Origin of the sequence: Kitasatospora sp. NPDC002551 (genome assembly GCF_040296005.1) — a bacterium.
Taxonomy (GTDB): domain Bacteria; phylum Actinomycetota; class Actinomycetes; order Streptomycetales; family Streptomycetaceae; genus Kitasatospora.
The window spans coordinates 1-23,935 of the sequence record NZ_JBEOWI010000012.1 but is presented as its reverse complement, the minus strand read 5'-3'; the positions used below and the strand labels follow the sequence as shown (position 1 = coordinate 23,935).

Genomic DNA, 23,935 nt, shown 5'->3' with positions numbered 1-23,935 from the left:
TGCCGGACGCGTTCGAGGGGGGGAGGCCGGGGACGGCTTCCCACCCCTCGGGAGACACCGCGTCAGAGCTCGGTCCGGCGGCGCCGGATCACGATCACGAGATCGACGACGGCGAACAGGGTGAGGATCCCGCAGGCCACGGCGAACCCGGTCAGGGTGCCCCGGCTCGGCGCGCCGAACGCCGGGGCGTTCGCGGCCCAGAACGCGAAGCCCGCGGTGGCCAGCGCGAACAGCGGGGTGAAGGTCAGCGAGAGCAGGTAGCGCAGCTTGAGGTCGCTGCGGGCGGTGGCGGGCTCGGAGCCGCTGCGCCACCGCCGCGGGGTGGTGGCGGGCATCCGCGCTCACTTCCCGAGGTCCGGTTCGTCCCCGCCCGTGCGGCCGGATCCGTACGGGCCGTCTACCATTCCAGCGTACGTCCGTAGGGCGAGCCGGGGAGGGGCGATGACGGAGCCGGACGCGGAGGGTTATGCGGGGCTGCGGGTCGAGCGGGCCGAGGAGCTGGCCCGGAGGCACGGCTGGGCCTCGGTGCGGGTGCTGCCGCAGGGGGCGGCGATGACCATGGACCACCGGGAGGGGCGGCTCAACCTCGCGGTGCGCGACGGGGTGGTGGTGCGCAGCTGGGAGGGCTAGGCACGCTCTCTCGGATCACGCCGGGTGAGGCGGCGTTCGGTGGCGAGCACCAGCGGTTCCAGCAGCGGGAGCGAGAGCAGCACCAGCAGGCCGGCGGCCCAGCCGGCCAGCACGTCGGTGACCCAGTGGGTGCCCAGGTAGACCGTGGTGAGGCCGACCGACCAGGCGGTGGCCGCGGCCAGCAGCGCGCCGGTGCGCCGCCAGCGGACCGACAGGTAGGCCAGCGCGCCCCAGGTGACCACGGCGTTCGCGGTGTGACCGGACGGGAAGATGGTGCCGCCGGAGAAGAGTTCGGGCGAGCCCACGTAGTGGGCGTAGTGCGGGCCGAGCCGACCGGTGACGATCTTGACCCCGCCGACCGTGAGGTTGAGCAGCAGCAGGGCGGTGCCCATCACCAGCAGTGGCCGGATCCGGCCGAGCCGGCGGGCGCGCCAGCCGAGCCAGGTGAAGGCGGCGAACGCGGAGGGGCCGCGCTGCCCGGCCACCACCCAGTTGTCGAGGAGCGGCTGCAGACCGGGCCAGTGCTCGGAGGGCCGGTACAGGCGTATCTTCCAGTCGAGGTCGACCAGCGAGGTGTCGAGCAGGACGGCGGCGACCACGAGCAGGTAGCCGAGCGCGGCCAGGCCCAGCAGGGCGGCCTGCCGGCGGCCGAGGGGTGGCCAGTCGGGCTCGCGGCGGGTGGCGCGCGGGCGCTCGCGGCGGGTGGTCAGGTGCTCCGGGCGGTCCGGCAGTTCACTCGGCGCTTGCACGGCGGTGACCCTACCCAGCAACGCAGTGTGATTCTCCGTCTCATTCGGAATTCCCCGGCAAAGCTGTTCTCCGATCGCTGGAGGTCTGTTTCAGGACGATCCAACGGCGTTTTCGGATCGAATGTCCGTAAGGGGTTCGTGTGCTTTTTCCCAAGTCCGGGCAAAAGGAACGGGGCGGGAGACCGGCGGCGCCGGTTCCCACCCCGTGGTAACCCTGTGTAGGTTCGGTGGCTCAGTCGAGGGGACCGCCGGCCACGTAGACCACCTGCCCGGAGACGAAGCCGGCGCCCTCGGAGGCGAAGAACGAGATGGCGTGGGCCACGTCCTGCGGCTCGCCGACCCGCTGGACCGGGATCTGGGTGGCCGCGGCGGCCTTGAAGTCCTCGAAGTCCATGCCGACCCGGGCGGCGGTGGCGGCGGTCATGTCGGTGGCGATGAAGCCGGGGGCGACCGCGTTGGCGGTGATGCCGAACTTGCCGAGCTCGACGGCCAGGGTCTTGGTGAAGCCCTGCAGGCCGGCCTTGGCGGCGGAGTAGTTGGCCTGGCCCCGGTTGCCCTGGGCGGAGGAGGACGACAGGTTGACGATGCGTCCGAAGCCGGCGTCCACCATGTACTTCTGGACCGCCCGGGTCATCAGGAACGCGCCCCGCAGGTGCACGTTCATGACCGTGTCCCAGTCCGATTCGGTCATCTTGAAGATCAGGTTGTCGCGGAGGACGCCCGCGTTGTTCACGAGCACGACCGGCGCGCCGAGTTCGGCGGCGATCCGCTCGACGGCGGCCTGGACCTGAGCGGCGTCCGAGACGTCGGCGCCGACGGCGAGGGCGCGCCCGCCGGCGGCGGTGATCCGCTCGACGGTCTCCCGGCCGGCCGACTCCTCCAGGTCGAGGACGGCCACGGCGTAGCCGTCGGCGGCCAGCCGCTCGGCGGTGGCGGCACCCAGTCCGCGCGCGGCGCCGGTGACGACGGCGACCCGGGGGGTGGTGGTCTGCTCGGTCATGCTCGGTCTCGTCTCTCTCGGAGTGATCGGGCGTTGTTGCAGGTCAGTTGCAGGTGGCGGGGTGTCGCAACCCGCCGGCGCGGCGCCGGTCGCGCTCCGGAGTCGGCGCGTCGGCCGGCCGGCGGCGGCCCGGGGACCCAGGGAACTCCCAGGAACCGCTCGGGCGGCACTCGGGATCCCCGGGCCGCTCCGGAGGTCGGATCCGCCCCGGTGGCCACACCCTACCGGCGAGTAGGGGGTGCGGCCAGGGTGAAGGCGCAGGTGACCGTGGGTAAGGACCGACCGGTCGGCTTTCTCCTGTGAACGGGTTACCGACGGGTCGGCGCGGCGCGTAAATATGCCAATGTTGCCGAACCTGCGTCTACTATCCGCCCCTGCCTGCCAGCGAGGGCCCGCCGTTTGTATAGTGTCCGCCAGCAGCCACCGGCTGCACGGCTGGAGCGTTCTCCCTCACAGCGGGACGCCCACTCGCCGTTACTGCCCCACCCGGGTGTCCCACACACACCGGGTGTGACATCGGGACGGATACATGGTGCTGGGGGAGATCCCGACGACCCGCGTGTCCGCGCGACTGCAGCAGTCGCCCGGACACCTGATCCGCGTTGCACAGCAGGTCCACACCCGCCTGTGGTCCGAACACGTCGGAGCCGATCTCACGGCTCCGCAGTTCGCGGTCCTGCTGGTCCTCGCCCTCGAACCGGGCGCGGACCAGCGCACGGTGGGCGAGCGTGCCTCGCTCGACAAGGCCACGATGGCCGAGATGGTCGCCCGGCTGGTCCGGCGCGGCCTGGTGCTGCGGCGCCGAGACCCGGCCGACGGCCGGCGCAAGTTGCTCGCTCTCTCGCAGAGCGGCGCCCAGGCTGTTCGCGAGGCCACCGGCGGAGTGGTTCGCGTGCAGCGCACGCTCTTCGAGCCGCTCACTCCGGAGGAGCAGCTGGAGATCGTCCGCGTGATGGCCAAGATAGCCAGACTGGAGCCGGCCCAGGTCGCCGTCCTCACGGACGCGCGGCCGATGCTGGACGCCCAGCGGGCGATCGGCTACCTGATCCGGGTGAGCCAGCAGGTGCACACCAAGCTCTGGTCGGAGCACGTCGGTTCGGAGCTGACGGCGCCGCAGTACGCGGTGCTGGACGCCCTCGAACTGGAACCGGGCGCCGACCAGCGCACGGTGGGAGAGCTGGCCTCGCTGGACAAGGCCACGATGGCCGAGATGGTCAGCCGGCTGGTCCGGCGCGGCCTGGTCCAGCGGCGCCGCGACCCCTCGGACGGACGGCGCAACCTGCTCTCGCTCTCACCGGCGGGACAGGACCTGCTGCACCGCTCGGCCGCCGGCGTGGCGCAGGTCCAGCAGCTGCTGCTGGCGCCGCTGGAGGAGGAGGAGGAGCACGAGGCCGCGCTCGCGCTGATCGCCAAGGCGGCCCGGCTCTAGCCGGAACGCCGAGGTTGTCAGCCAAAACGATTCGCCAGTCGCCCGCCGGTCGGCCGCCAGCCGTCCGCGGGTCGACCCCGGCCCGCCGGTCCCGGGCCCGGTGACGGCTTCCGCGGGTCTTCCGCGGGTCACATGCCGAAGGCCGCCCTCCCCAGCGGGAGGGCGGCCTTCGGCATGTGACCCGCGCTCGGGCGGCCGGGGCCGCCGGGGCCGGTCAGTTCCAGTCGAAGCCCTGCGGGTCCGGGCCGATCCGGGTGCCGGTGGCGATGCCGGCGATCGCGGCGAGGTCCTCGGCGTCCAGCTCGAAGCCGGCGACGTCCAGGTTCTCCTTGATCCGCGAGGGGGTCACCGACTTCGGGATCGCGATGATGCCGCTCTGCAGGTGCCAGCGGAGCACCACCTGGGCGACGGTGCGGCCGTGCTTGTCGGCGATCCGGGTCAGCTCGGGCTCGGAGAGCAGCTCCTTGCCCTGGCCGAGCGGGCTCCAGGCCTCGGTGGCGATGCCGTGCCGCGCGTGGAAGGCGCGCAGCTCGTCCTGCGGGAAGTACGGGTGCAGCTCGACCTGGTTCAGCGCCGGGACGAGCGAGGACTCCTCGGCGAGCCGGGTGAGCTGCTCGGCGCCGAAGTTGGAGACGCCGACCGAGCGGACCCGGCCGTCGGCCTTCAGCTGCTCCAGCGCCTTCCAGACGTTCGGGAAGCTGCCGTGCATCGGGCGCGGCCAGTGGATGAGGTAGAGGTCGAGGTAGTCCAGGCCGAGCCGGTCCAGCGAGGCGTCGAACTCGCGCAGCACCGCGTCGCGGCCCTGCTCGCCCGACCAGTCGCGGGTGCCGGAGTTCCACAGCTTGGTGGTGATGTAGAGGTCCTCGCGGGCGACGCCGCCGGCCAGGGCCTCGGCGATCGCCTTGCCGGTGCCGGCCTCGTTCTCGTAGATCGCGGCGGTGTCGATCGAGCGGTAGCCGGCCTCGATCGCGGTGCGGACGGCGGCGGTGGCCTCCGCGTCCGGCACCTGCCAGACCCCGAAGCCGAGCTGGGGGATCCGGGTGCCGTCGTTGAGCGTGACGCTGGGAATGTTGCTCACGGAAGGAGTGCCCTCTCCTGGTCGTCCATGTGGTTCCGATGGGGCAACCGGCGCGGTGGCCGGAAATGTTCCCCGTCCGGGAAATTTTCCGACGCGCGCTAACGGCGCGTGCACAACCCTACGACGCCGACCGGGTACCCGGAAAACCTGTTGCGCAGATCACATCCGAGTTGGCAGGCTCCCTGCCATGACCTCCTGACGAACCCACGGCCGTGACCCTACCGGCCGTCCTCCGCACCCTCCGCCCGCACCGCCCCGCAACGGAGCGTCATGCTGCTCAAAACCCTCCCCCTGGCCGATCCCGGCCGACCCGACCTCTCCTCCCCGCTCGCCTTCCTGCGATGGCTCCAGCGCGACCAGCGGCGCGGGCAGGTGCTCGCCACCTGCTGGTCGCTGCTGGAGACGGGCTGTCAGGCGGCCCTGCCGGTGCCGGTCGGCCTCGGCGTCCAGGCCGTCGTCGACGAGGACTCCGGCGCGCTGTGGCGGGCCGGCGCGCTCGCCCTGGTGCTGGCCGTGCTCACCGGGCTCGGGACGGTGCTGCTGCACCGCCAGTCGGTCTGGAACTGGATCCACGCCGTGTGCCAGGTCCGCCAGCTGGTGGCCCGTCAGGCGTCCGACCTCGGCGCCGGATTGTCCCGGCGGATCGCCACCGGCGAGGTCGTCGCGGTCGGCAGCGGGGACGTCGAGAAGATCGGCTGGTACGTCGAACTCGTCGCCCGGCTGCGCGGGGCGATCGCCGTCTGGCTGGCGGTCAGTGCCGGGGTGCTGGCCGTCGAGCCGGTGCTCGGACTGGCCGTGCTGCTCGGGGTGCCCGTGCTCGCGGCCTCGGTCTGGCCGCTGCTCGGCCCGATCGAGCGCCGCTACAGCGAGCAGCGCGCCCTCGGCGGCAAGGCCACCGAACTGGCCGCCGACACGGTGGCCGGGCTGCGGGTGCTGCGCGGCATCGGCGGCGAGGAGCTCTTCCTCGACCGCTACCGGGCCGCCTCCCAGAAGGTCCGCGCCGCGGCCGTCCGCTCGGCCCGGATCCGCTCCCTGATGCAGGCTCAGCAGGTGCTGCTGCCCGGTCTCTTCGTGGTCGGCGTCACCTGGTACGGCGCCCGGCTGGCGGCCGACGGGCGGATCTCGGTGGGCGCCCTGGTCGCGGTCTACGGCTCCATCGCGTTCCTCGCCGCGCCGCTGCGCATCCTCGGCGAGGCGGCGCACGCCTGGAGCGTGGCCCGGGTCTCCGCCGGGCGGGCCGTGCGGGTGCTCGCGCTGGCCCGCACGGAGGGCACCGGGGACGCCGTGCTCGGCGACCCGGCGCGCTCCGACCTGTTCGACCCGGCCACCGGGCTGACCGCCCGGGCCGGCGAGCTGACCGCCGTGGTCTGCGGCGACCCGGACGTCGCCGGCGCGCTCGCCGAACGGCTCGGCGGGCACGTCCCGGTGGGCGGGGACGGGCGGCCGGAGCCGTCCGCCCGGCTCGGCGGCATCGAGCTGGACGCCGTCCCGCTGGCCGAGGCCAGGGCCGCCGTGCTGGTGCACGACAAGGAGCCGGTGCTGCTCTCCGGCACCCTGGCGGCACTGTTCGACGTCCCCTCCTCCGGCCGGGTCGATCCGTGGGAGGCGCTCGCCGCGGCCCGCGCGCAGGACGTGCTGGACGCGCTGCTGGACGGCGCGCAGGGCGCGCCGGACGGAGCGGGAGGGGCGGCGGTGATGGCGGCGGAGATCACCGAGCGGGGGCGGTCGCTGTCCGGCGGTCAGCGCCAGCGGCTGGCGCTGGCCCGTTCGCTGCTGGCCGACCCGCCGGTGCTCGTGCTGGACGAGCCGACCAGCGCGGTCGACGCGCACACCGAGTCCCGGATCGCCGCCGGGTTGCGCGGCAACCGCGAGGGGCGCACCACGGTGGTCTTCGCCACCAGTCCGCTGCTGCTCGACCGGGCCGACCGGGTGGTGCTGATCCGTGACGGCGCGGTGGCGGCGGCCGGCACCCACCGTGAGCTGATGCGCGGCGAGCCGGCCTACCGGGCGGTGGTCACCCGCGCGGAGCAGCCGGTGCCGGCGCAGGAACCGGCGCCGGTGGGGGAGCCGGTGCGGGCGGGGGAGCAGCCGTGAGGGCCGTCCCCGCCCGGACGGGCCACCACCGGAGCGAGTCGAGGAGTGAGACATGAAGCCCCCCGTCCAACAGGAGCAGCGGCCGGCCACCACCCTGCCGGTCGGCTCCCCGGCCGCCGTGCGCGACTACCTGCGGCTGCTGGCCCGGCGTCACCGGGGCGCCTTCTCGGCGGTGGTCGGGCTGCACGCGGTGGCCACCCTGGCCGGGCTGGTCGGCCCGTGGGTGCTCGGCAGGCTCGTCGAGTCACTGGCCACCGGCACCACGGAGTCCACCCTCACGGTCGCGGTGGCCTGGTACCTGCTCGCGCTGGCGGTGCAGTCCGCGTTCACCTGGTGGTCGCGGCTGCGCGGCGCGGTGCTCGGCGAGCGGGTGCTGGCCGACCTGCGGGAGGACTTCCTGGTCCGTTCGGTGGCGCTGCCGACCGGCGTGCTGGAGCGGGCCGGCACGGGCGACCTGGTCTCCCGGGGCACCACCGACATCGACCGGCTGGACAAGTCGGTGCGCCAGGCGGTGCCGGAGCTGGCCGTGGCGATCGTCTCGCTGCTGGTGGTGCTCGGCGCGCTGGTGGTCACCTCGCCGCTGCTCGCGCTCACCACGCTGATCGGCCTGCCGGTGCTGCTGCCCGCCTCGCGCTGGTACTTCCGGCGTGCCCCGCAGTCCTACCGCAACGAGTCGGCGGGGTACGCGGCGGCGAACTCCGTGCTCGCCGAGACGGTGGACGCCGGACGGACGGTCGAGGCGCTGCGGCTGGGCGAGCAGCGGGTCCGGCTGACCGACCGCAAGCTGGCGGAGTGGATCGCCTGGGAGCGGTACACGCTCTGGCTGCGCTCGGCGTGGTTCCCGGCCATCGACGCGACGTACACGCTGGCCGTGCTCGGTCCGCTGGTGCTGGGCGGGCTGTTCGCGCTGCGCGGCTGGATCACCGTGGGCGAGCTGACCACCGGGGTGCTGTACGCCCAGGCGCTGCTGGGCCCGGTCGACCTGATCCTGCGCTGGTACGACGAGCTGCAGATCGGCCAGACCTCGCTGGCCCGGCTGGTCGGCGTCCACGAGGTGCCGCAGGTGCCGGGGGACGACGAGGTCCGGCCGAGCGGGCGGCGGGTCGAGGCGCGGGACGTGCGCTTCGGCTACCGGGAGGGCGCCGACGTGCTGCACGGCATCAGCCTGGACGTCACCCCCGGCAGCCGGGTGGCGCTGGTCGGTCCGTCCGGGGCCGGCAAGTCCACCCTGGGCCGGCTGCTCGCCGGGATCTACGCGCCCGGGCGGGGCAGTGTGACGCTCGGCGGGGCGGCGCTGTCGCGGATGCCGGCCGAGCGGGTCCGCGCCGAGGTGGCGCTGGTCAACCAGGAGCACCACGTCTTCGTGGGGACGCTGCGCGACAACCTGCGGCTGGCAGCGCCGGGCGCGGACGACGCCGAGCTGCGCCGGGCGCTGGACGCGGTGGACGCCGGGCCGTGGGTGGACGCGCTGCCGGCCGGGCTGGACACCGAGGTCGGCTCCGGCGGCACGGCGCTGACGCCGCCGCAGGCCCAGCAGCTGGCGCTGGCCCGGCTGGTGCTGGCCGATCCGCACACCCTGGTGCTGGACGAGGCCACCTCGCTGCTGGACCCGCGGGCGGCCCGGCACCTGGAGCGTTCGCTCTCCCGGGTGCTGGAGGGCCGGACGGTGATCGCCATCGCGCACCGGCTGCACACCGCGCACGACGCGGACGTGATCGCGGTGGTGGAGGACGGCCGGATCAGCGAGTACGGCAGCCACCCCGAGCTGGTGGCGGCCGGCGGCCCGTACGCGGCGCTCTGGCGCTCCTGGCGCGACGAGCGCTGACCCGGGCCGCACCGGGACGGGCGCCGCCTGCCCGGGGTGGGCGGCGCCGACCGGCGCTGACCTGGGGCGACGGGGAGCGATCCGCGCGGGTGCGAGTTCAGCCCGCACGGGTTACTCCCGGCGCGTAACCGGGCAAAAGCTCCCAATGAGCATCAGAATGCTCTGGTGACCAAGATTTCGGACTCCTCCGGTACCAAGCGCGGCGAGATCGGCGGGATCCCCACCCGCTACATCGGGATCGGCGTCATCGTCGTCCTCGCGGTGTGGTTCCTCTTCGCCAACCTCGACAAGGTGAAGATCCAGTTCTGGGTGTTCACCGTGACCGCTCCGCTCTGGATCGCCCTGCTGGCCACCCTGATCGCCGGGATGGCGCTCGGGTGGCTGCTGAAGGGGCGGCGCGGCAGGTGAGCGGCGCCGCCGAGCCGCCGTCGGCGCCGGGCCCCGGCGGCTTCACCCCACTGATCGAGCTGCGTGGCGTCAACAAGCACTTCGGAGCGCTGCACGTCCTCCAGGACATCGAGCTGACCGTCGGCCGGGGCGAGGTCGTGGTGGTGATCGGCCCCTCCGGCTCCGGGAAGTCCACGCTCTGCCGGGCCATCAACCGGCTGGAGCCGGTCGAGTCGGGCTCCATCGTGATCGACGGCCGGCCCCTTCCCGAGGAGGGCAAGGGGCTGGCCCGGCTGCGCGCCGAGGTCGGGATGGTGTTCCAGTCCTTCAACCTGTTCGCGCACAAGACCGTGCTGCAGAACGTCTCGCTGGCGCAGGTGAAGGTGCGCGGGCGGTCCAGGTCGGAGGCCGACGCCAAGTCCCGGGCGCTGCTGGAGCGGGTCGGGCTGGCCGACCAGGCGGACAAGTACCCGGCCCAGCTCTCCGGCGGCCAGCAGCAGCGGGTGGCGATCGCCCGGGCGCTGGCGATGGACCCCAAGGCGCTGCTGTTCGACGAGCCGACCTCGGCGCTCGACCCCGAGATGATCAACGAGGTGCTGGACGTGATGCGCCGGCTGGCGCACGAGGGCATGACGATGGTGGTGGTGACCCACGAGATGGGCTTCGCCCGCGCCTCCGCCAACCGGGTGGTCTTCATGGCCGACGGGCGGATCGTCGAGGACCGCGCCCCGGAGGAGTTCTTCAGCGCCCCGGAGAGCGAACGCGCCCGGGACTTCCTCTCCAAGATCCTGAAGCACTGAGGCCGGGCCCGTGAAGAAGACCCTCGCCCTCGCGGCCGCGGCCCTGCTGCTGGCCGGCTGCGGCAAGCCCGGCACCCCGCCGCCCAAGGGGCCGCAGCCCAGCGCGCTGCCCAGCTACCAGGTGGCGGCCGGCACTCCGGTGAGCGGATCGCCGACCCTGGACGCCGCCCGCGACCGCGGGCACCTGGTGGTCGGCGCCAAGGAGGACCAGCCCTACCTGGGCCAGAAGAACCCGGCGACCGGGGAGTACTCCGGGTTCGACATCGAGATCGCCAAGATGGTCGCCGCCGATCTCGGGTTCGGCCCGGACCGGATCGAGTTCAAGACCATCGCCTCCGCCAACCGCGAGACCGCGCTGCAGAACGGCCAGGTCGACTACTACGTCGGCACCTACACCATCAACGACAACCGCAAGAAGCTGGTCGGCTTCGCCGGGCCGTACTTCATGGCGGGGCAGTCCCTGCTGGTGCGCAAGAACAACAAGGACATCAACGGCCCGGAGGACCTGGACGGCAAGAAGGTCTGCTCGGCGGCCGGCTCCACCCCGTACCAGCGGATCCAGAAGCAGTACCCGAAGGCGCATCTGATCGGCTACGACACCTACTCGGCCTGCGTGGACAACCTGATCACCTCCCAGGTGGACGCCGTCACCACGGACAACACCATCCTGCTGGGCTACGCGGCCAAGGTGCCGGACGAGCTCAAGGTGGTCGGGCCGCTGTTCTCCCAGGAGCCGTACGGGATCGGCACGCCGAAGAACGACACCGTGCTGCGCGGCGCGCTCAACGACGCGCTGGCACACCACGAGGAGAACGGCGACTGGAAGAAGGCGTTCGAAGCGACCCTCGGCCTGTCCGGGGAGCCCGCACCCGTTCCGCCGCCGATCGACCGGTACTGAGGAAGGCCGGGCTGTGAAGACGCTGACCGACAACTGGTCGACCTACTGGGAAGGCTTCCTCGGCACCCTCTCGCTGTTCGCGGTGAGCGCCGTGCTGTCGCTGGTGATCGGGGTGCTGATGGCGAGCTTCCGGGTCTCGCCGGTGCGGCCGCTGAGGGTGTTCGGCACCGCCTGGGTGACCCTGCTGCGCAACACCCCGCTGACCCTGCTGTTCTTCATCGTGGTGCTGGGCCTGCCGCGGTTCGACATCACCCTGCCGTTCTTCACCTTCGCGGTGCTCGCGCTCGGTTGCTACACCTCCGCGTTCGTCTGCGAGGCGATGCGCTCGGGCGTCAACACCGTGCCGGTCGGCCAGGGCGAGGCGGCGCGCAGCCTGGGCATGACCTTCGGCCAGACGATGGGTGTGGTGGTGCTGCCGCAGGCGTACCGCTCGGTGGTCGCCCCGATCGGCAGTGTGATGATCGCCCTGGCGAAGAACACGGCGATCGCCGGGTCGTTCAGCGTCACCGAACTGCTCGGCACCTACCGCACCATCAACGAGCTGGGCTACAGCATCATCTGGACCTTCGTCTGGATCGCCGTGGGCTATCTGATCATCACCCTGGCCATCAGCGCCGTGTTCAACCTGCTGGAACGACGGACGGCGGTGTCGCGATGACGGCGGAATCCTCGGCGCTCTACGACGTCCCCGGCCCGAAGGCGCTCGCCCGGCACCGGCTGTACGGCGGGATCGCGCTGCTGGCGATCGCCGGGCTGATCGGCTGGATCGTCTACATGCTCTTCCACACCGAGCAGTTCACGGCGGCCAAGTGGACGGCCTTCCAGTACGAGGGCGTCCAGGACCTGCTGCTGCGCGGGCTCGCCAACACCCTCAAGGCGTTCGGCTGGACGGTGCTCTTCGCGGTGCCGTTCGGCGCGCTGTTCGCCGTGGGGCGGCTCTCCGACCACCGGGTGGTGCGCTGGCTGTCCACCCTGGTGGTGGAGTTCTTCCGGGCCATGCCGGTGCTGGTGATGATCTTCTTCGTCTTCGTCGCCCTCAAGGTGGCCCCGCTCTGGGCGCTGGTGACCGGACTGGTGCTCTACAACGGCTCGGTGCTCGCCGAGGTGTTCCGGGCCGGCGTGCTGGCGGTGCCCAAGGGCCAGCGGGAGGCGGCCTTCGCGCTCGGCATGCGCAAGTACCAGGTGATGTCGTACGTCCTGGTGCCGCAGGCCGCCCGGGCGATGCTGCCGGCCATCATCAGCCAGCTGGTGGTGGCGCTCAAGGACACCTCGCTGGGCTTCCTGATCACCTATGAGGAGTTCCTGCACGCCGGCAAGCTGATCGCCACCAACCTGGACTACGACCTGCCGTTCATCCCGGTGGTGATGGTGATCGCGCCGATCTACATCGGCATGTGTCTGCTGCTCTCCTGGTTCGCCCACTGGGTGGAGCGGCGCAGCCGGCGCAGTCCGAGCACCCGCGGCGGGGCCCCGGTGGCGCCGGCCGAGGTGTCGATGGGCCTGCCGCCGTCCGCCCAGCAGTGACCGGCCCGCCCGGCAGGGACGGACGGTTCCCGGGTAAACCATAGGTGCGGCCGGGGTCTGGATCGTTACCTCCAAACTCTGCTTATGATTGCCGGACCAGTGGCACGACGGCCGGGCGGAGGGACAGTGGAGCCGGTGTTCGACTCTCGGCACATCAGGACCTTCCACGAGGTCGTCCGGGCGGGCTCCTACTCGGCGGCCGCCCGCGAGCTCGGCTACACCCAGCCCGCCATCACCCAGCAGATGAAGGCCCTGGAGCGCACCGTCGGCCTGCCGCTGTTCACCCGCGCCGGGCGCGGGCTGCGGCTCACCGAGGCCGGCGAGGCGCTCGCCCGGCACGCCGAGCAGATCCTCGGCAGCCTCTCCGCCGCCCAGCAGCAGCTCGCCGCCCTCGGCCGGCTGCGCGCCGGGCGCGTGCGGGTCTGCGCCTTCCCCAGCGCCAACGCCACCCTGATACCGGAGGCGATGGCCCGGCTGCTCGCCGAGCACCCCGGCGTCCGGGTCGAACTCCTGGAGGCCGAGCCGCCGGACTCGGTGCAGCGCCTGCTGCGCGGGGAGTGCGACATCGCGCTGGCCTTCCGCTATCCGGGTGCGCCCGCCGAGGTGCCGGACGGGCTCGACGAGATCCCGCTGATGGAGGACCTGCTGACGGTGCTGCTGCCGGTCGGCCACCCGCTCGGGCGCCGGCACGCCGTCCGGCTGGCCGACCTCGACGGCGAGCGCTGGATCGCCGGCTGCCCGCGCTGCCGGGCCAACCTGCTGCAGGTCTGCGCCGAGCAGGGCTTCGCCCCGGACATCGTGTTCTCCACCGACGACAACCTCGCCGTGCAGAGCCTGGTCGCCGCCGGGGTCGGGATCGCGCTGATGCCCGCCCTGGTGCTCTCCTTCATGTGCCACCGCAAGGTCACCGGCCGGGCGGTCGAGCCGCACCTGCGCCGCCAGGTCAGCGCGTACGTGCTCCGCGAGCACCGGCGGATCCCGGCGACCGCGCTGGTCCTGGACCACCTGCGGCAGGCCGCCGCGGCGCGGGTGGGGTGCTGAGCACCGCACACCGATAAGCGGTGGTTGGGGGAGAGCGAAAGAACCCTCCTTGGACGTGATGGGTCGGCGACGGCGACCCTGCTGGCATGACAACGTCAGCCACGGTCGGCAGCGGCCGGCTCACCGAGCGCATGACCGCCTTCGTCGGCGAGATCCGCGCGGTCGTGGACCGCGGCCTGCCCCCCGAGCTCACCGCCTACCTGGTCGGCGAACGGCTCGCCCCGCACCTGGGCGAGGCCGAACTGCTCACCGCGGACCAGCGCGAGGGCGACCCCGAGCGCTACCGCCAGCACGTCCTGCACGCCGAGAGCGACGGCTCCTTCTCCGTCGTCGCCCTGGTCTGGCTGCCCGGCCAGCACACCCCGATCCACGACCACGTCTCCTGGTGCGTGGCCGGGGTCCACCAGGGTCAGGAGAGCGAGACCCGCTACCGGCTGGTCTCCGACGGGCGCACCGCACGCCTGGTCGAGACCGAGCACGTGGTCGGCCCGGCCGGCACCGTCGCCGCCTTCGCCCCGCCCGGCGACATCCACCTGGTGCGCAACGCCTGCGGCGCCACCGCCATCTCCATCCACGTCTACGGCGCCGACGTCTCCCGGCTCGGCACCAGCATCCGGCGGGTCTACCGGCTGCCCGCCGGCGACCAGCGGTGAGCCCCGGATGGCACTGACCCTCCGGGACCGCGCGGCCCGTCCGCGCACCCGCGCCCTGCCCCCGCTCGGCGGGGACGCCCCCGGCCTGCTGCTCGCCGCGCTCGGCGTCGCCGCCGCGCTCGCCGTCCACCAGGCCGTCCCCGCCGTGCCCGAGCTCACCGCCGCCGTGGTGCTCGGCGTCGCCGCCGCCCACCTGCCCGGTCTGCGGCCGGTGGTCCGCGGCGTCGCCCGGCCCGGGCTCTCCACCGCCGGCAAGCGGCTGATGCGCCTGGGCATCGTGCTGCTCGGCCTCAAACTGAGCCTCGACGACGTGCTGGGCCTCGGCTGGGCCACCGTCGCCATGGTGCTCGCGGTGGTCACCGCCACCTTCGCCGGCACCCTCTGGCTCGGGCGTCGGCTCGGCCTGCCCGGCGACCAGCCGCTGCTGATCGCCACCGGCTACTCGATCTGCGGCGCCTCGGCGATCGGCGCGGTCAGCCAGGCCGCCGGCAGCGAGGAGGAGGACGTCGCCGCCTCCGTCGCCCTGGTCACCCTCTGCGGCACCCTGGCCATCGCCGTCCTGCCGCTGCTCCAGCACCCGCTCGGCCTGGACGCGAGCGGCTTCGGCCGCTGGGTCGGCGCCGGCGTGCACGACGTCGGGCAGGTGGTCGCCACCGCGCAGAGCGGCGGGGCGGGCGCGCTGCGCGAGGCGGTGCTGGTCAAGCTGATGCGGGTGGTCCTGCTCGCGCCGCTGGTCGCCGGGGTCGCGGTGGCCGCCCGGCGCTCGCACCGGCGCGCCGGCACCGCGCCCGCGGGCGGCAAGCGGCCGCCGCTGGTGCCGCTGTTCGTCGCCGGGTTCCTGGCCATGATCGCGCTGCGCACCACCGGGGTGCTGCCCGAGCGGGCCCTGACCCTCGCCGGGGACGCCCAGGAACTGCTGCTCGCCGCCGCGCTGTTCGGGCTCGGCAGCGCCGTCCACCTGCCCACCATGGTGCGCACCGGCGGGCGGATCGCGCTGCTCGGGCTCGGCTCCTGGGTGGTGGTCGCCGGGGTCTCCTACGCCGGGGTGTTGGCCACCACGTAAACACCGGGCGTCCTGCGCGGGTTCGGGCTATTGTCGGGCGGGTGGTCCGGTCCGCCGGCCGGTGGGGCCGGCCGCCTCGGCCGGCCTGCGCATCCGTGTCCCCGAGTGCCGCAGAGGAACCCACCGCATGTCCACCGCACTGCCCGGACGGGACGGCTCCGCGGCCGTCGTCACGCTCGACCGGCGCGAGGGCCCCTACGGGGAGGTGGCACTGCGACGGCGCGGGGGCCACTACGAGATCATCGCCAACGGCTGCTTCCTGATGGACACCGCCGACGGGCGCTCCGAACGGCTGCTCGTCGGGGCGGCGCTGGACGAACTGGAGCGGACCGGGCCGCTGGCACACCCCTCGGTGCTGATCGGCGGGCTCGGCGTCGGCTTCTCGCTGGCGCACGCGGCGGCCGAGCCGCGCTGGGGCCGGATCGCCGTCGTGGAGCGGGAGGGCGCGGTCATCGACTGGCACCGCGGCGGCCCGCTGGCCGCCTTCTCGGCGGGCGCGCTGGACGACCCCCGCGTCGAGGTGCTGCACACCGACCTGCTGGAGTACCTGGCCGGCGCCGACGGCGCCCGCTACCACGCGCTCTGCCTGGACATCGACAACGGCCCGGACTGGACGGTCACCGACGGCAACGCCGGGCTGTACGGTCCGGAGGGGCTGGCGGTGCTCCGGGACCGGCTGGAGCCGGGCGGGGTGCTGGCGGTGTGGAGCGCGCAGCCCTCCGCGGCCTTCGAGGAGGCGCTGCGGGCGGGCGGGTTCACGGATGTGACGACGCGGGAGGTCGCGGTGGCCCGGGGCGTGCCGGACGCCGTGCACCTGGCCCGCCGCGCGCGGTGAGCGCGTGACGGGCCAGGTGGTGGAGGGGGTTCCTTCCGGCGGGGCTACTTCAGGCCGTTGTCCACCGCGGCCATCAGCTCACCGTTCGGCGTGTCGCCGTCGAAGGCCCAGATCATCGCGCCGGCCAGCCCCTGGGACTTGATCCAGGCGGTCTTGCGGGCGATCTCGGTCGGGTCGTCGTAGGTGTAGAAGACGTTCCCGTTGTAGATGTAGGAGTGGCCGGCCACCGGGTCGCGGTAGATGGTGTAACCGCCGCTGGTGGCCATCTCCTTGAGCCGCTTGTAGTCCTCGAAGCCCGCCTCGTAGGTGCCCGGGCCGGGGCCCGTCGCGGTCTGGAAGAGGCCGTTGGTGGTGCCGCGCGGCACGCCCGTCCAGCCGCGTCCGTAGAACGGGATGCCCAGGGTGAGCTTGCTCTTCGGCGCGCCGCCGTCCACGTACGCGGCGATCGCGACCTCGGAGCTGAACTGGCGGGCCGGCGGGTTCGGGTCGCCGGCGGCGACCTTGATGCCGGACTGCTGGTTGGTGACCATCTCCCAGCCGCCGTGGTAGTCGTAGCCCTGGATGGTGGCGAAGTCGAAGGCGCCGAACAGGCCCGGGATGTCGATGCCCGCGGTGACCTTGGCCGGGTCGGCCGGGAGGAAGGCGCTCAGCGTGTAGTGCTTGCCGGTGGTGGCGCCGAGGGCGTCCAGCTGGCGGCGGAACTCCTGGGCCAGCAGGGTGTAGTTGGCCTTGTCGGCGGGCCGGAAGATGTTCCCGGTGTGCCCGTCGGAGTTCGGCCACTCCCAGTCGAGGTCGATGCCGTCGAAGATGCCGGCCGCGCTGCCCGCGCCGCCGCGGCCGTCGATCACCGGCAGGTTGCCCTTGATGTACATGTCGATGCAGGAGCTGACCAGCGCCTTGCGGGAGGCGTCGGTGGCCGCCGCGTCGGAGAACCACTTGCTGTACGACCAGCCGCCCAGCGAGATCTGGACCTTGAGGTTGGGGTACTTGGCCTTGAGCTGCTTCAGCTGGTTGAAGTTGCCGGCCAGCTTCTGGTCCCAGGTGTCGGTGGTGCCGGCCACCGAGGTACCGGCGTCCCAGCCCCGGCCGAAGTCGGCCCAGGCGTCACCGGCGCCGTCGCCCGCGTTCGGGTCGTTGTCCGGCCCGGCCGCCTTGTTGGTGATGAAGCACTGCTTGGTGCTCGGGTGGATGTTGGCGAAGGCGTAGTTGATCACCGAGAGCCGGCCGGCCGAGCCGGAGGTGTCGAGTTGCTTCACGCTGTAGCCGCGGGCGTAGATGCTCCACTGGGTGAAGTAGCCGATCTTCAGCGCGCCGCCGGTGCCGCCCTTCTTGGTGCGGCCGGTCACCGGGCCGGAGACCGGGGAGACGTTGCCGGCCGCGTCGCGGGCCTTGACGGTGAAGGTGTACTCGGTGTCCGGGGCCAGGCCGCCGACGGTGCCGGAGGGGCTGGTGACCGTGGTCACGACGCCGTTGCTCGCGGTGATGTCGTAGGCGGTGACGCCGATGTTGTCGGTGCTGGCCGCCCAGCTCAGCGAGACCGAGCTGGAGTCCGAGCCGGTGACGACCGGGGTGCCGGGCGTGGTCGGCGCCTCCTTGTCCTCGATCGGCGGCGGGGTGGTGACGCTCACCGGGCCGGCCGCCGCCGAGCGGTTGCCCGCCGCGTCGAAGGCCTGGACGGTGAACTGGTAGGTGGTGCCGCCGGTCAGGCCCTGTACGGTGACCGAGGTGGTGGCACCGTCGGTGGTGGCCACCTTGGTGCCGTCCCGGAACACGTCGTAGCCGGTGACGCCGACGTTGTCGGTGCTGGCCGTCCAGGAGAGGGCCGCCGTGGTCTGGGTGACGGTGCCGGACTTCAGGGCGCCCGGGACGCTCGGCGGGGTCAGGTCGTCGCCGCTGCCGTCGCACGGCTTGCCGTTCAGTTTGCAGTTCGCCAGCGGCTGGTAGGCGCCCGAGTAGGCGATGTTGAAGCCGACGTTGTAGGTGCCGCCGGCCGGCAGGGTCGAGGCCCAGCCGGGGTTCTTCACCGTGACGTGGGAGGCCGAGGTGGTGTAGGAGGCGTTCCACAGGCCCGCGACGGTGTTGCCGGTGGGCAGGTCGAACTCCAGCGTCCATCCGTTGACCGCGGCGCTGGAGCCGTTGGTGATGGTGTAGCTGCCCTCGTAGCCGCTGCCCCAGTCGCTGCCCTTGGTCAGGGTCGCGGTCACGGATCCGGCGGCGGCCTGCGCGGCGGCCTCGGCGGCGGCGCCCGCGGCGGCGTGGGCCAGGGTGGCCGGAAGGGCGGCGCCGAGCAGGGGGACGAGCAGGGTCCCGGCCGCGAGCAGCGGCAGGCTGATCCGACGTCTGCGCATGGATGTGGCTCCTGTCCTGGGGGCCCGGGCAGGACCGGACGCCCCGTTACCCGTGGGGAGGTGTCAGGTGCGTGGAGCGGCGTGCTCCGGCCATGGGGGTGGCACGGAACGGATCCTCGGGCCGTCGGGGTGCCACGGAGGATCCTGTGCCGAGGGTAGGGAGCGGACCGGTCAACTGGCAATAGGTCTGTACCAGTTGCCGATCGTGGACATGGCGGCCGGGGGACGGCGAACGCCCTGACGAGCGGGGCCGTCAGGGCGTTCGCGGTGCGGTGGTGTGGCCGGGGTGGTGGCGCGGGCTTCGGCTCAGGCGAAGGGGTCCCGGGCCGGGGCCGCCTCGGGCGCGGCCTCGGCCGGGGCGGCCGGTTCGGCGTCGGGCTGCGGGGCGAAGGGGTTGAAGTCCGGCGGCGGGACCATCACCGGAGTGCCCTTGCCGGGGCCGGGGGCCGCGGCGGGGGCGTCCCCGGGGACGGCCGGCGGGGTGCTGGGCGGCGGGGGGACGACCGCGGGCCGGGGGGCCGGGACGGTGGTGCCGAACGGGTCGCCGGCCCGGTCCGCGGCGGTCACGGTGCCGAACGGGTCGGTGGCCGGGGCGGCCGCGGGCTGCGGGGCGGCGGGCAGGGGTTCGGGGGCCGGGACGCCGCCCATGATGCCGAAGGGGTCGAAGTCCGGCGGGGGCACCATCACGGGCGTGCCCTTGGGCGGCTCGTCGCTCTCGGGGGTCTGCGGTTCGGGGGCCGGGACGCCGCCCATGATGCCGAAGGGGTCGAAGTCCGGCGGCGGGACCGTCACCGGCGTGCCCTTGGGCGGGGTGGGCGCCTGCGCGGCGTCGTCCGGCACCAGGATCGGCTGGGCCGGGGTCGGGTCGGCGACCGGGGCGAAGGGGTTGAAGTCGGCCGGCGGGACGCGCACCGGCGTGGCGTCCGCCTCGGGCGCGGGCGGGGCCGGGGGAGCGGTGGGCGGGGCGGGCGGGGCGGGCGCGGCGGCGGGCACGGGCGGGGCGACCGGGGTGGCGAGCACGCCGTCCCAGCCGAACTGCACGCTCTTCAGCAGCTCGGCGAGGACGTCCGTGTACAGCTCCCAGTCCTGCGGCTGGGCGGTGCTCAGCTGCACGCAGAGCACCGAGACGCCGTCCGGCAGCGGGACGAACGCCTGCACCACCGAGGTGACCGCCCAGCGGCGGGCCCCGTCGGCGGTCAGCGGGCCCGGCACCGGGACGCTGCGGCCCTCGACCAGGACGGCGGCCGGTCCGGCGGGCAGCAGCACCGTCCAGACCTCGGCGTGCCGGCGCACGGTGGCCAGTTCGGTGGCGAGACCGGTGATCGGCAGCGGGTGGCGGGCCAGCGAGACGACCAGGGTCGCCTCGGTCGGGCGGCCGTCCAGGTGGAAGGCGCCGACGCCCGCGTAGACGGTGCCGGAGGCGGTGACGGCGTCCGCCAGGGCGGCGGCGATCAGCGCGAAGTCGCGGCGCTCGGCCGGGCCGGCGCCGCTGAACAGCTCCTCGGCGGTCTCGGCCAGGTGCGCGGTCAGTCCGGCGGCGGCCGCGACGGTGGCCGGGGCCGCCCCGTGGCCGGCCGGGATGCCGTCCACCGGGCCGGTGCGCACCGTCCGGGCGGAGACGCCGGGCGGGCCGTCCGGCGAGGTGAGCGTGTGGAAGCCCGGCGGGACGACCAGGCGGACCTCGGCGCCCGCGCCGGTGGGCAGTTCGACCGGCTGACGGGTCTGCTGACCGGCGGCCAGCGCGGCCAGCGGCGCGGCGAACGCGGGGCGGAGCTTGGGGTCGGCGGGCTCGCCGGTCACCGGCAGCTCGAACCGCTCGGCGGTGAGCGCCTCGGCGGAGCCGCCCGCCGCGCCGCGGACCGGGCCGGCGGCGCCGTAGCGGGACAGCAGCGCACCGGTCACCAGCGGCGCGAGCGCCGCGCCGCTGCCCGGGCGGGCGGTGCCGGCGGTGACCACGGTGCCGAGCCGGTCGACGGCGGTGTGCACCGGGCCGTTGGGCGCCATCGGCAGGTGGAACAGGGCGTCGGCGGCCGGGTGCGCGGCGGCCCGCAGGCCGGTCAGCGCGGCCGCGGGGTGGCGCGAGGTCCGGGCGCCGAGGAGGGCGTCGGTGAGGCTGCCGAGGGTCGCGGAGACCCGCTCCGCGGCCGCGAAGGGGTTGGCCTCCGCGCTGAACTGGCCGTCCTGGGTCAACTGTTGAGCCCCCCGCTCTGCTCGCTGTGCGTTCGGTGGTCCGTGGACCCCGGCCCCGGGGGTGACCGGCGGGCCGTCGGATCCGTGCACATTCCTATCAGAGGCCGCCGACGCGGCAGAACCGGCCGTCCGGCGTCAGCCGGCGGCCTGCCCGGCGGGGCCGGGGCCGGCGGCCAGCGTGGTGAGCGCGCCGGCCAGGCCCGGGACGGCCAGCAGGCCCGCGAGGTCGCGCACCAGCCGCCCGGTCGGGCCGTCCGGGCGTTCGTCGGCGAAGAAGCCGGCCAGCTCGGCGGCCAGCGCGGGCTCCCGGGCGGCGGTCAGGGTGAGCGCCGCCACGAACTCCTGCACCAGGTGCAGCTGCAGGTCCGCCAGCGGCACCGAGCGGTCGGCCAGCCACTCCAGCGAGGTGATCTCGGCGTTGGCGATCCAGGCCCGGACGGCCAGCCGCAGCCCCGGGCTGGGCGAGGACAGCGCCAGATGGCCGAGGATCTGGTCGTGCGCGGCCTGCCGGACCTCGTCGATCACCGCCGAGGTGTTGGTGCTGGCCGTCACCGACCCGCCGCGCAGCAGCGCCGCGAAGCCGGGGCCGTGGCTCTGCACGAAGTCCAGGTAGCGGCCCATCACCCGGTACAGGCGCTCGGAGAGCGGCCCCTCGGCCGGTTCCTCGAACCGGGCCGACAGCTCCCGGCCGGCCCGGCGCAGCGACTCCTCGTAGATCGCCTGCTTGCCAGGGAAGTAGTGGTAGACCAGCGGCCGGGAGGCACCCGCGGCGGCGGCGATGTCGTCGATCGACACCTCCTCCGGCGGCCGGTGGCTGAACAGCTCCAGCGCCACGGCGATCAGCTGCTCGCGCCGCTCGTCCACACTGAGCCGGCGGCGCTGCCGCCCGGCGGACTCCGGACGGTCGCCGCGCACCGGCGCGGACGCGGAGGAGGGGGCCGACGGCGTGCGGGATGCCATGCGCGCCACCCTATCCGCCGGTCAGGCGGGGTGGTGGGCCAGGTAGCGGCGGTAGGCCTCGCGGCCGTCGGGGACGAACTCGTCGTGGTCGAGGCGTTCGGCCAGTTCGGCGGGGGTGAGCCAGGCGTGCCAGGCGACCTCGGACTTCTGGGGGGACACCGGGCCGTCCCACTCGGCCTCGTGGACGTCGGACCACCAGGCGAGGCCGTCGCCGCGGAAGAGGAAGCGGAACAGCGGGCGGGGGGTGATGCCGGTGACGCCCAGTTCCTCCTCGGCCTCGCGGACGGCGGCCTGCTCGTAGGTCTCGCCGGCGCCCACCACGCCGCCGACGAACATGTCGTGGGCGCCCGGGGCGAAGAGCTTGGTGTCGGTGCGCCGGTGGACGAAGATCCGCCCGGCCGGGTCGCGGACCAGGACGAAGACGCACCGGTGCAGCAGCCCGCGCCGGTACACCTCCCCGCGCGGGGCGGTTCCGGTCACCCGGTCGTGCTCGTCGACGACGTCCAGCAGTTCGTCGGCGGGATCGGTCTGCGCAGGCTCGGTCATGACCGACAGGTTAGGGTTTCCGGGCGATTCATGGACATGCGAACGGCGAGGACGGCACGCGGTGGCGGAGATCTGGGGCGAGACGGCCGGGGGCTTCGAGCCGGTGCGGGAGGCGTTCGCGCGCAACTTCCGGGAGTACGGGGAGCTCGGCGCGGCGTTCGCGCTGTACGTCCGCGGCCGCAAGGTGGTCGACCTGTGGGGCGGTGACGCCCGGCCCGAGGTGGGCGGGCGGCCCGCGCCGGCCGTGCCCTGGACGGCGGACACCGCGCAGGTGCTGCGCTCGGTCACCAAGGGCCTGACCGCGACCACCGCGCTGCTGCTCGCCGAGCGCGGACAGCTCGACCTGGACGCCCCGGTGGTCTCCTACTGGCCGGAGTTCGGGGCCGCCGGCAAGGGCGGGGTGCCGGTGCGCTGGCTGCTGTCCCACCAGGCCGGGGTGCCCGCCCTGGACGTGCCGCTGCGGCTGGAGGACGTGCTCACCTGGGAGCGGGCGGCGGCCGCGGTGGCCGCGCAGGCGCCCGCCTGGGAGCCCGGCACGGCGCACGGCTACCACCCGTACACCTTCGGCTGGCTGGTCGGCGAGGTGGTGCGCCGGGTGAGCGGGCGCACCGTGGGCCAGTACTTCGCCGAGGAGATCGCCCGGCCGCTCGGCCTGGACCTGTGGATCGGCCTGCCGGCCGGCGCCGCGCCCCGGGTGGGCCGGCTGGTCGACCTGCCGGCCCCGGTGGCCGCCCGGACCGGCCCGAGCGGGCTGCGGCTGCGGGCCAAGCAGTCGGTGCGGGACGCCTACCAGAACCCGGACTCGCTGACCGCCCGGGCGTTCGCCTCGGTGCGCCCCGGGGTGGACCTGAACGACCCGGCGGTGCGGGCCGCCGAGATCCCCGGCGCGGGCGGGATCGGCACGGCGCGTTCGGTGGCCCGGTTCTACGCGGCGCTGATCGGCGCGGCCGACCGGCACGGCAGCGGCGGCGGGACGCTGCCGCCGCTGCTCGGGCCCGAGGTGCTGGCCCGGGCGGTCGGGCCGGCGGTCAGCGGCCCGGACCGGGTGCTGATCGTCAACTCGACGTTCGGACTGGGCTTCTTCCGGCACAGCCCGACCGCGCCGATGGCCTCGCCGGCGAGCTTCGGCCACCCGGGCCGGGGCGGCTCGCTGGGCTTCGCCGACCCGGAGCTGGGGATCGGGTTCGGGTACGTGACCAACGGCATGCAGCCCGGGGTGACCGGGGACATCCGCTCCCGCACGCTGATCCGGGCGGTGCGGGAGTGCCTCGGGGTGTCCTGAGGGGCGGGGCCCGGGTCAGGCCTGGCCGGTCTCGAAGTGGCTGATCAGGCCGTCCTCGACGGTGAAGCGCCAGGCGGTGCGCATCTCGCCCCAGGTCTCGTTGCGGTAGTCGGCGACCAGCGCCCGCCCGCCGTCGGACTCGGAGCGGACCTCGATGTGCCCGCGGACGGTGAAGATCTCCCGGTCGATCCAGTCCTGGAGGTCGCGCTCGGAGCCGTCGTCGGCCATGGTCGCGTCCGGGGCGAGCAGGTCGACGAAGGCCTGCCGGTTGCCCGCGTTGATCGCGGTGACGGCGGCGCGCACGGTGGGGTCGGAGAGTTTGGCGGGGGCGATGGTCATCCGGTCTCCCAGGAGTCGAAAAGCGGGTCGGGACTCCTGTTTAGGGCCTGGGCCGGGACGCGCCGCGCATGTCGGCGGCGCGTCGGGGATTTCAGGGGATTCATGTGCTTGGATCCCGATACGGGTGATTCACCTCCAGGGGTCCCCGACCGGGCCACGGGGAGTGGCGTGGGGGGGGGGGTGGGGGGCGGCCACGCCGGCGAGCACCCCCCCACCCGGCTCCGCGGCCGGGCCCCCCGCCGGGGCGGCAGACGAAACAACGAG

General features: G+C 74.0%; 23 protein-coding genes. 14 read left to right on the top strand and 9 right to left on the bottom strand.

What is annotated here, in order from left to right:
• Positions 1–62: 62 nt before the first annotated feature.
• Positions 63–335, bottom strand: coding sequence for a DUF6343 family protein (locus ABT093_RS13795; RefSeq protein WP_350563847.1), 273 nt, complete (start codon positions 333–335; stop codon positions 63–65).
• Positions 336–441: 106 nt separating this feature from the next.
• Between ABT093_RS13795 and ABT093_RS13790 the strand changes: the two genes are divergently transcribed.
• Positions 442–630: an I78 family peptidase inhibitor gene (locus ABT093_RS13790; RefSeq protein ID WP_350563844.1), complete on the top strand. Its 189-nt coding sequence runs from the start codon at positions 442–444 to the stop codon at positions 628–630.
• Here the strand turns inward: ABT093_RS13790 and ABT093_RS13785 are convergent.
• Together ABT093_RS13785 and fabG are read right to left on the bottom strand one after the other, a co-directional pair.
• Positions 627–1,379 (bottom strand): phosphatase PAP2 family protein, encoded by a 753-nt coding sequence (locus tag ABT093_RS13785; RefSeq protein WP_350563842.1) that lies wholly within the window; start codon positions 1,377–1,379, stop codon positions 627–629. The genes ABT093_RS13790 and ABT093_RS13785 overlap by 4 nt on opposite strands.
• Before the next feature lie 232 nt (positions 1,380–1,611).
• Entirely contained in the window at positions 1,612–2,379 is a 768-nt protein-coding gene (gene fabG, locus ABT093_RS13780) for a 3-oxoacyl-ACP reductase FabG (RefSeq protein WP_350563839.1), read from the bottom strand.
• A 559-nt stretch (positions 2,380–2,938) separates the two neighbouring features.
• Between fabG and ABT093_RS13775 the strand changes: the two genes are divergently transcribed.
• Positions 2,939–3,808, top strand: a complete 870-nt coding sequence (locus tag ABT093_RS13775; RefSeq protein ID WP_350563837.1) for a MarR family winged helix-turn-helix transcriptional regulator — start codon at positions 2,939–2,941, stop codon at positions 3,806–3,808.
• Positions 3,809–4,022: 214 nt separating this feature from the next.
• Here ABT093_RS13775 and ABT093_RS13770 read toward each other — a convergent pair whose 3' ends face one another.
• Positions 4,023–4,886, bottom strand: a complete 864-nt coding sequence (locus ABT093_RS13770; RefSeq protein ID WP_350563834.1) for an aldo/keto reductase — start codon at positions 4,884–4,886, stop codon at positions 4,023–4,025.
• Positions 4,887–5,156: 270 nt separating this feature from the next.
• Here ABT093_RS13770 and ABT093_RS13765 point away from each other — a divergent pair, with 270 nt between their 5' ends.
• From ABT093_RS13765 to ABT093_RS13715, 11 genes are all read left to right on the top strand, one after another.
• Positions 5,157–6,980: an ABC transporter ATP-binding protein gene (locus ABT093_RS13765; protein WP_350563831.1), complete on the top strand. Its 1,824-nt coding sequence runs from the start codon at positions 5,157–5,159 to the stop codon at positions 6,978–6,980.
• Positions 6,981–7,032: 52 nt separating this feature from the next.
• Positions 7,033–8,805, top strand: coding sequence for an ABC transporter ATP-binding protein (locus tag ABT093_RS13760; protein ID WP_350563827.1), 1,773 nt, complete (start codon positions 7,033–7,035; stop codon positions 8,803–8,805).
• Positions 8,806–8,970: 165 nt separating this feature from the next.
• A complete protein-coding gene (locus tag ABT093_RS13755; RefSeq protein WP_350563824.1) occupies positions 8,971–9,213 on the top strand; it encodes a lipopolysaccharide assembly protein LapA domain-containing protein in 243 nt (80 codons plus the stop codon).
• Positions 9,210–9,992 carry an amino acid ABC transporter ATP-binding protein gene (locus ABT093_RS13750; protein ID WP_350563821.1) on the top strand — a complete coding sequence of 261 codons (783 nt, stop codon included), beginning with the start codon at positions 9,210–9,212 and terminating at the stop codon, positions 9,990–9,992. The genes ABT093_RS13755 and ABT093_RS13750 overlap by 4 nt, the downstream gene beginning before the upstream one ends.
• A gap of 10 nt (positions 9,993–10,002) precedes the next feature.
• Positions 10,003–10,890, top strand: a complete 888-nt coding sequence (locus tag ABT093_RS13745; RefSeq protein ID WP_350563819.1) for a glutamate ABC transporter substrate-binding protein — start codon at positions 10,003–10,005, stop codon at positions 10,888–10,890.
• Between the two features lie 13 nt (positions 10,891–10,903).
• Positions 10,904–11,548 (top strand): amino acid ABC transporter permease, encoded by a 645-nt coding sequence (locus ABT093_RS13740; RefSeq protein ID WP_350563816.1) that lies wholly within the window; start codon positions 10,904–10,906, stop codon positions 11,546–11,548.
• Positions 11,545–12,414 carry an amino acid ABC transporter permease gene (locus ABT093_RS13735; RefSeq protein WP_350563813.1) on the top strand — a complete coding sequence of 290 codons (870 nt, stop codon included), beginning with the start codon at positions 11,545–11,547 and terminating at the stop codon, positions 12,412–12,414. Before ABT093_RS13740 ends, ABT093_RS13735 begins: the two co-directional genes overlap by 4 nt.
• 135 nt (positions 12,415–12,549) lie before the next feature.
• Entirely contained in the window at positions 12,550–13,455 is a 906-nt protein-coding gene (locus tag ABT093_RS13730; protein WP_350563810.1) for a LysR family transcriptional regulator, read from the top strand.
• An 86-nt stretch (positions 13,456–13,541) separates the two neighbouring features.
• Positions 13,542–14,108 (top strand): cysteine dioxygenase family protein, encoded by a 567-nt coding sequence (locus ABT093_RS13725; RefSeq protein ID WP_350563808.1) that lies wholly within the window; start codon positions 13,542–13,544, stop codon positions 14,106–14,108.
• Between the two features lie 7 nt (positions 14,109–14,115).
• Entirely contained in the window at positions 14,116–15,171 is a 1,056-nt protein-coding gene (locus ABT093_RS13720; protein ID WP_350563805.1) for a YeiH family protein, read from the top strand.
• A gap of 127 nt (positions 15,172–15,298) precedes the next feature.
• A complete protein-coding gene (locus ABT093_RS13715) occupies positions 15,299–16,006 on the top strand; it encodes a spermidine synthase family protein (RefSeq protein ID WP_350563803.1) in 708 nt (235 codons plus the stop codon).
• Between the two features lie 44 nt (positions 16,007–16,050).
• On the opposite strand, the gene ABT093_RS13710 is transcribed toward ABT093_RS13715, so the two are convergent.
• The 4 genes from ABT093_RS13710 to ABT093_RS13695 all read right to left on the bottom strand — a co-directional run bounded on the left by ABT093_RS13710 (position 16,051) and on the right by ABT093_RS13695 (position 22,050).
• The gene (locus ABT093_RS13710; protein ID WP_350563800.1) at positions 16,051–18,354 is read right to left on the bottom strand and encodes a glycosyl hydrolase family 18 protein; all 2,304 of its coding nucleotides are present in this window, start codon (positions 18,352–18,354) and stop codon (positions 16,051–16,053) included.
• 306 nt (positions 18,355–18,660) lie between these two features.
• Positions 18,661–20,544: a hypothetical protein gene (locus tag ABT093_RS13705; protein WP_350563798.1), complete on the bottom strand. Its 1,884-nt coding sequence runs from the start codon at positions 20,542–20,544 to the stop codon at positions 18,661–18,663.
• Between the two features lie 135 nt (positions 20,545–20,679).
• Positions 20,680–21,504, bottom strand: coding sequence for a TetR/AcrR family transcriptional regulator (locus ABT093_RS13700; protein WP_350563796.1), 825 nt, complete (start codon positions 21,502–21,504; stop codon positions 20,680–20,682).
• A gap of 21 nt (positions 21,505–21,525) precedes the next feature.
• Complete coding sequence (locus ABT093_RS13695; RefSeq protein WP_350563794.1) at positions 21,526–22,050, bottom strand: NUDIX hydrolase; 525 nt, start codon at positions 22,048–22,050, stop codon at positions 21,526–21,528.
• Positions 22,051–22,111: 61 nt separating this feature from the next.
• Between ABT093_RS13695 and ABT093_RS13690 the strand changes: the two genes are divergently transcribed.
• On the top strand, positions 22,112–23,332 hold the full coding sequence (locus ABT093_RS13690; RefSeq protein ID WP_350563791.1) for a serine hydrolase domain-containing protein: 1,221 nt from the start codon (positions 22,112–22,114) through the stop codon (positions 23,330–23,332).
• A 15-nt stretch (positions 23,333–23,347) separates the two neighbouring features.
• On the opposite strand, the gene ABT093_RS13685 is transcribed toward ABT093_RS13690, so the two are convergent.
• The gene (locus tag ABT093_RS13685) at positions 23,348–23,671 is read right to left on the bottom strand and encodes a nuclear transport factor 2-like protein (protein ID WP_350563789.1); all 324 of its coding nucleotides are present in this window, start codon (positions 23,669–23,671) and stop codon (positions 23,348–23,350) included.
• Positions 23,672–23,935: the final 264 nt, after the last annotated feature.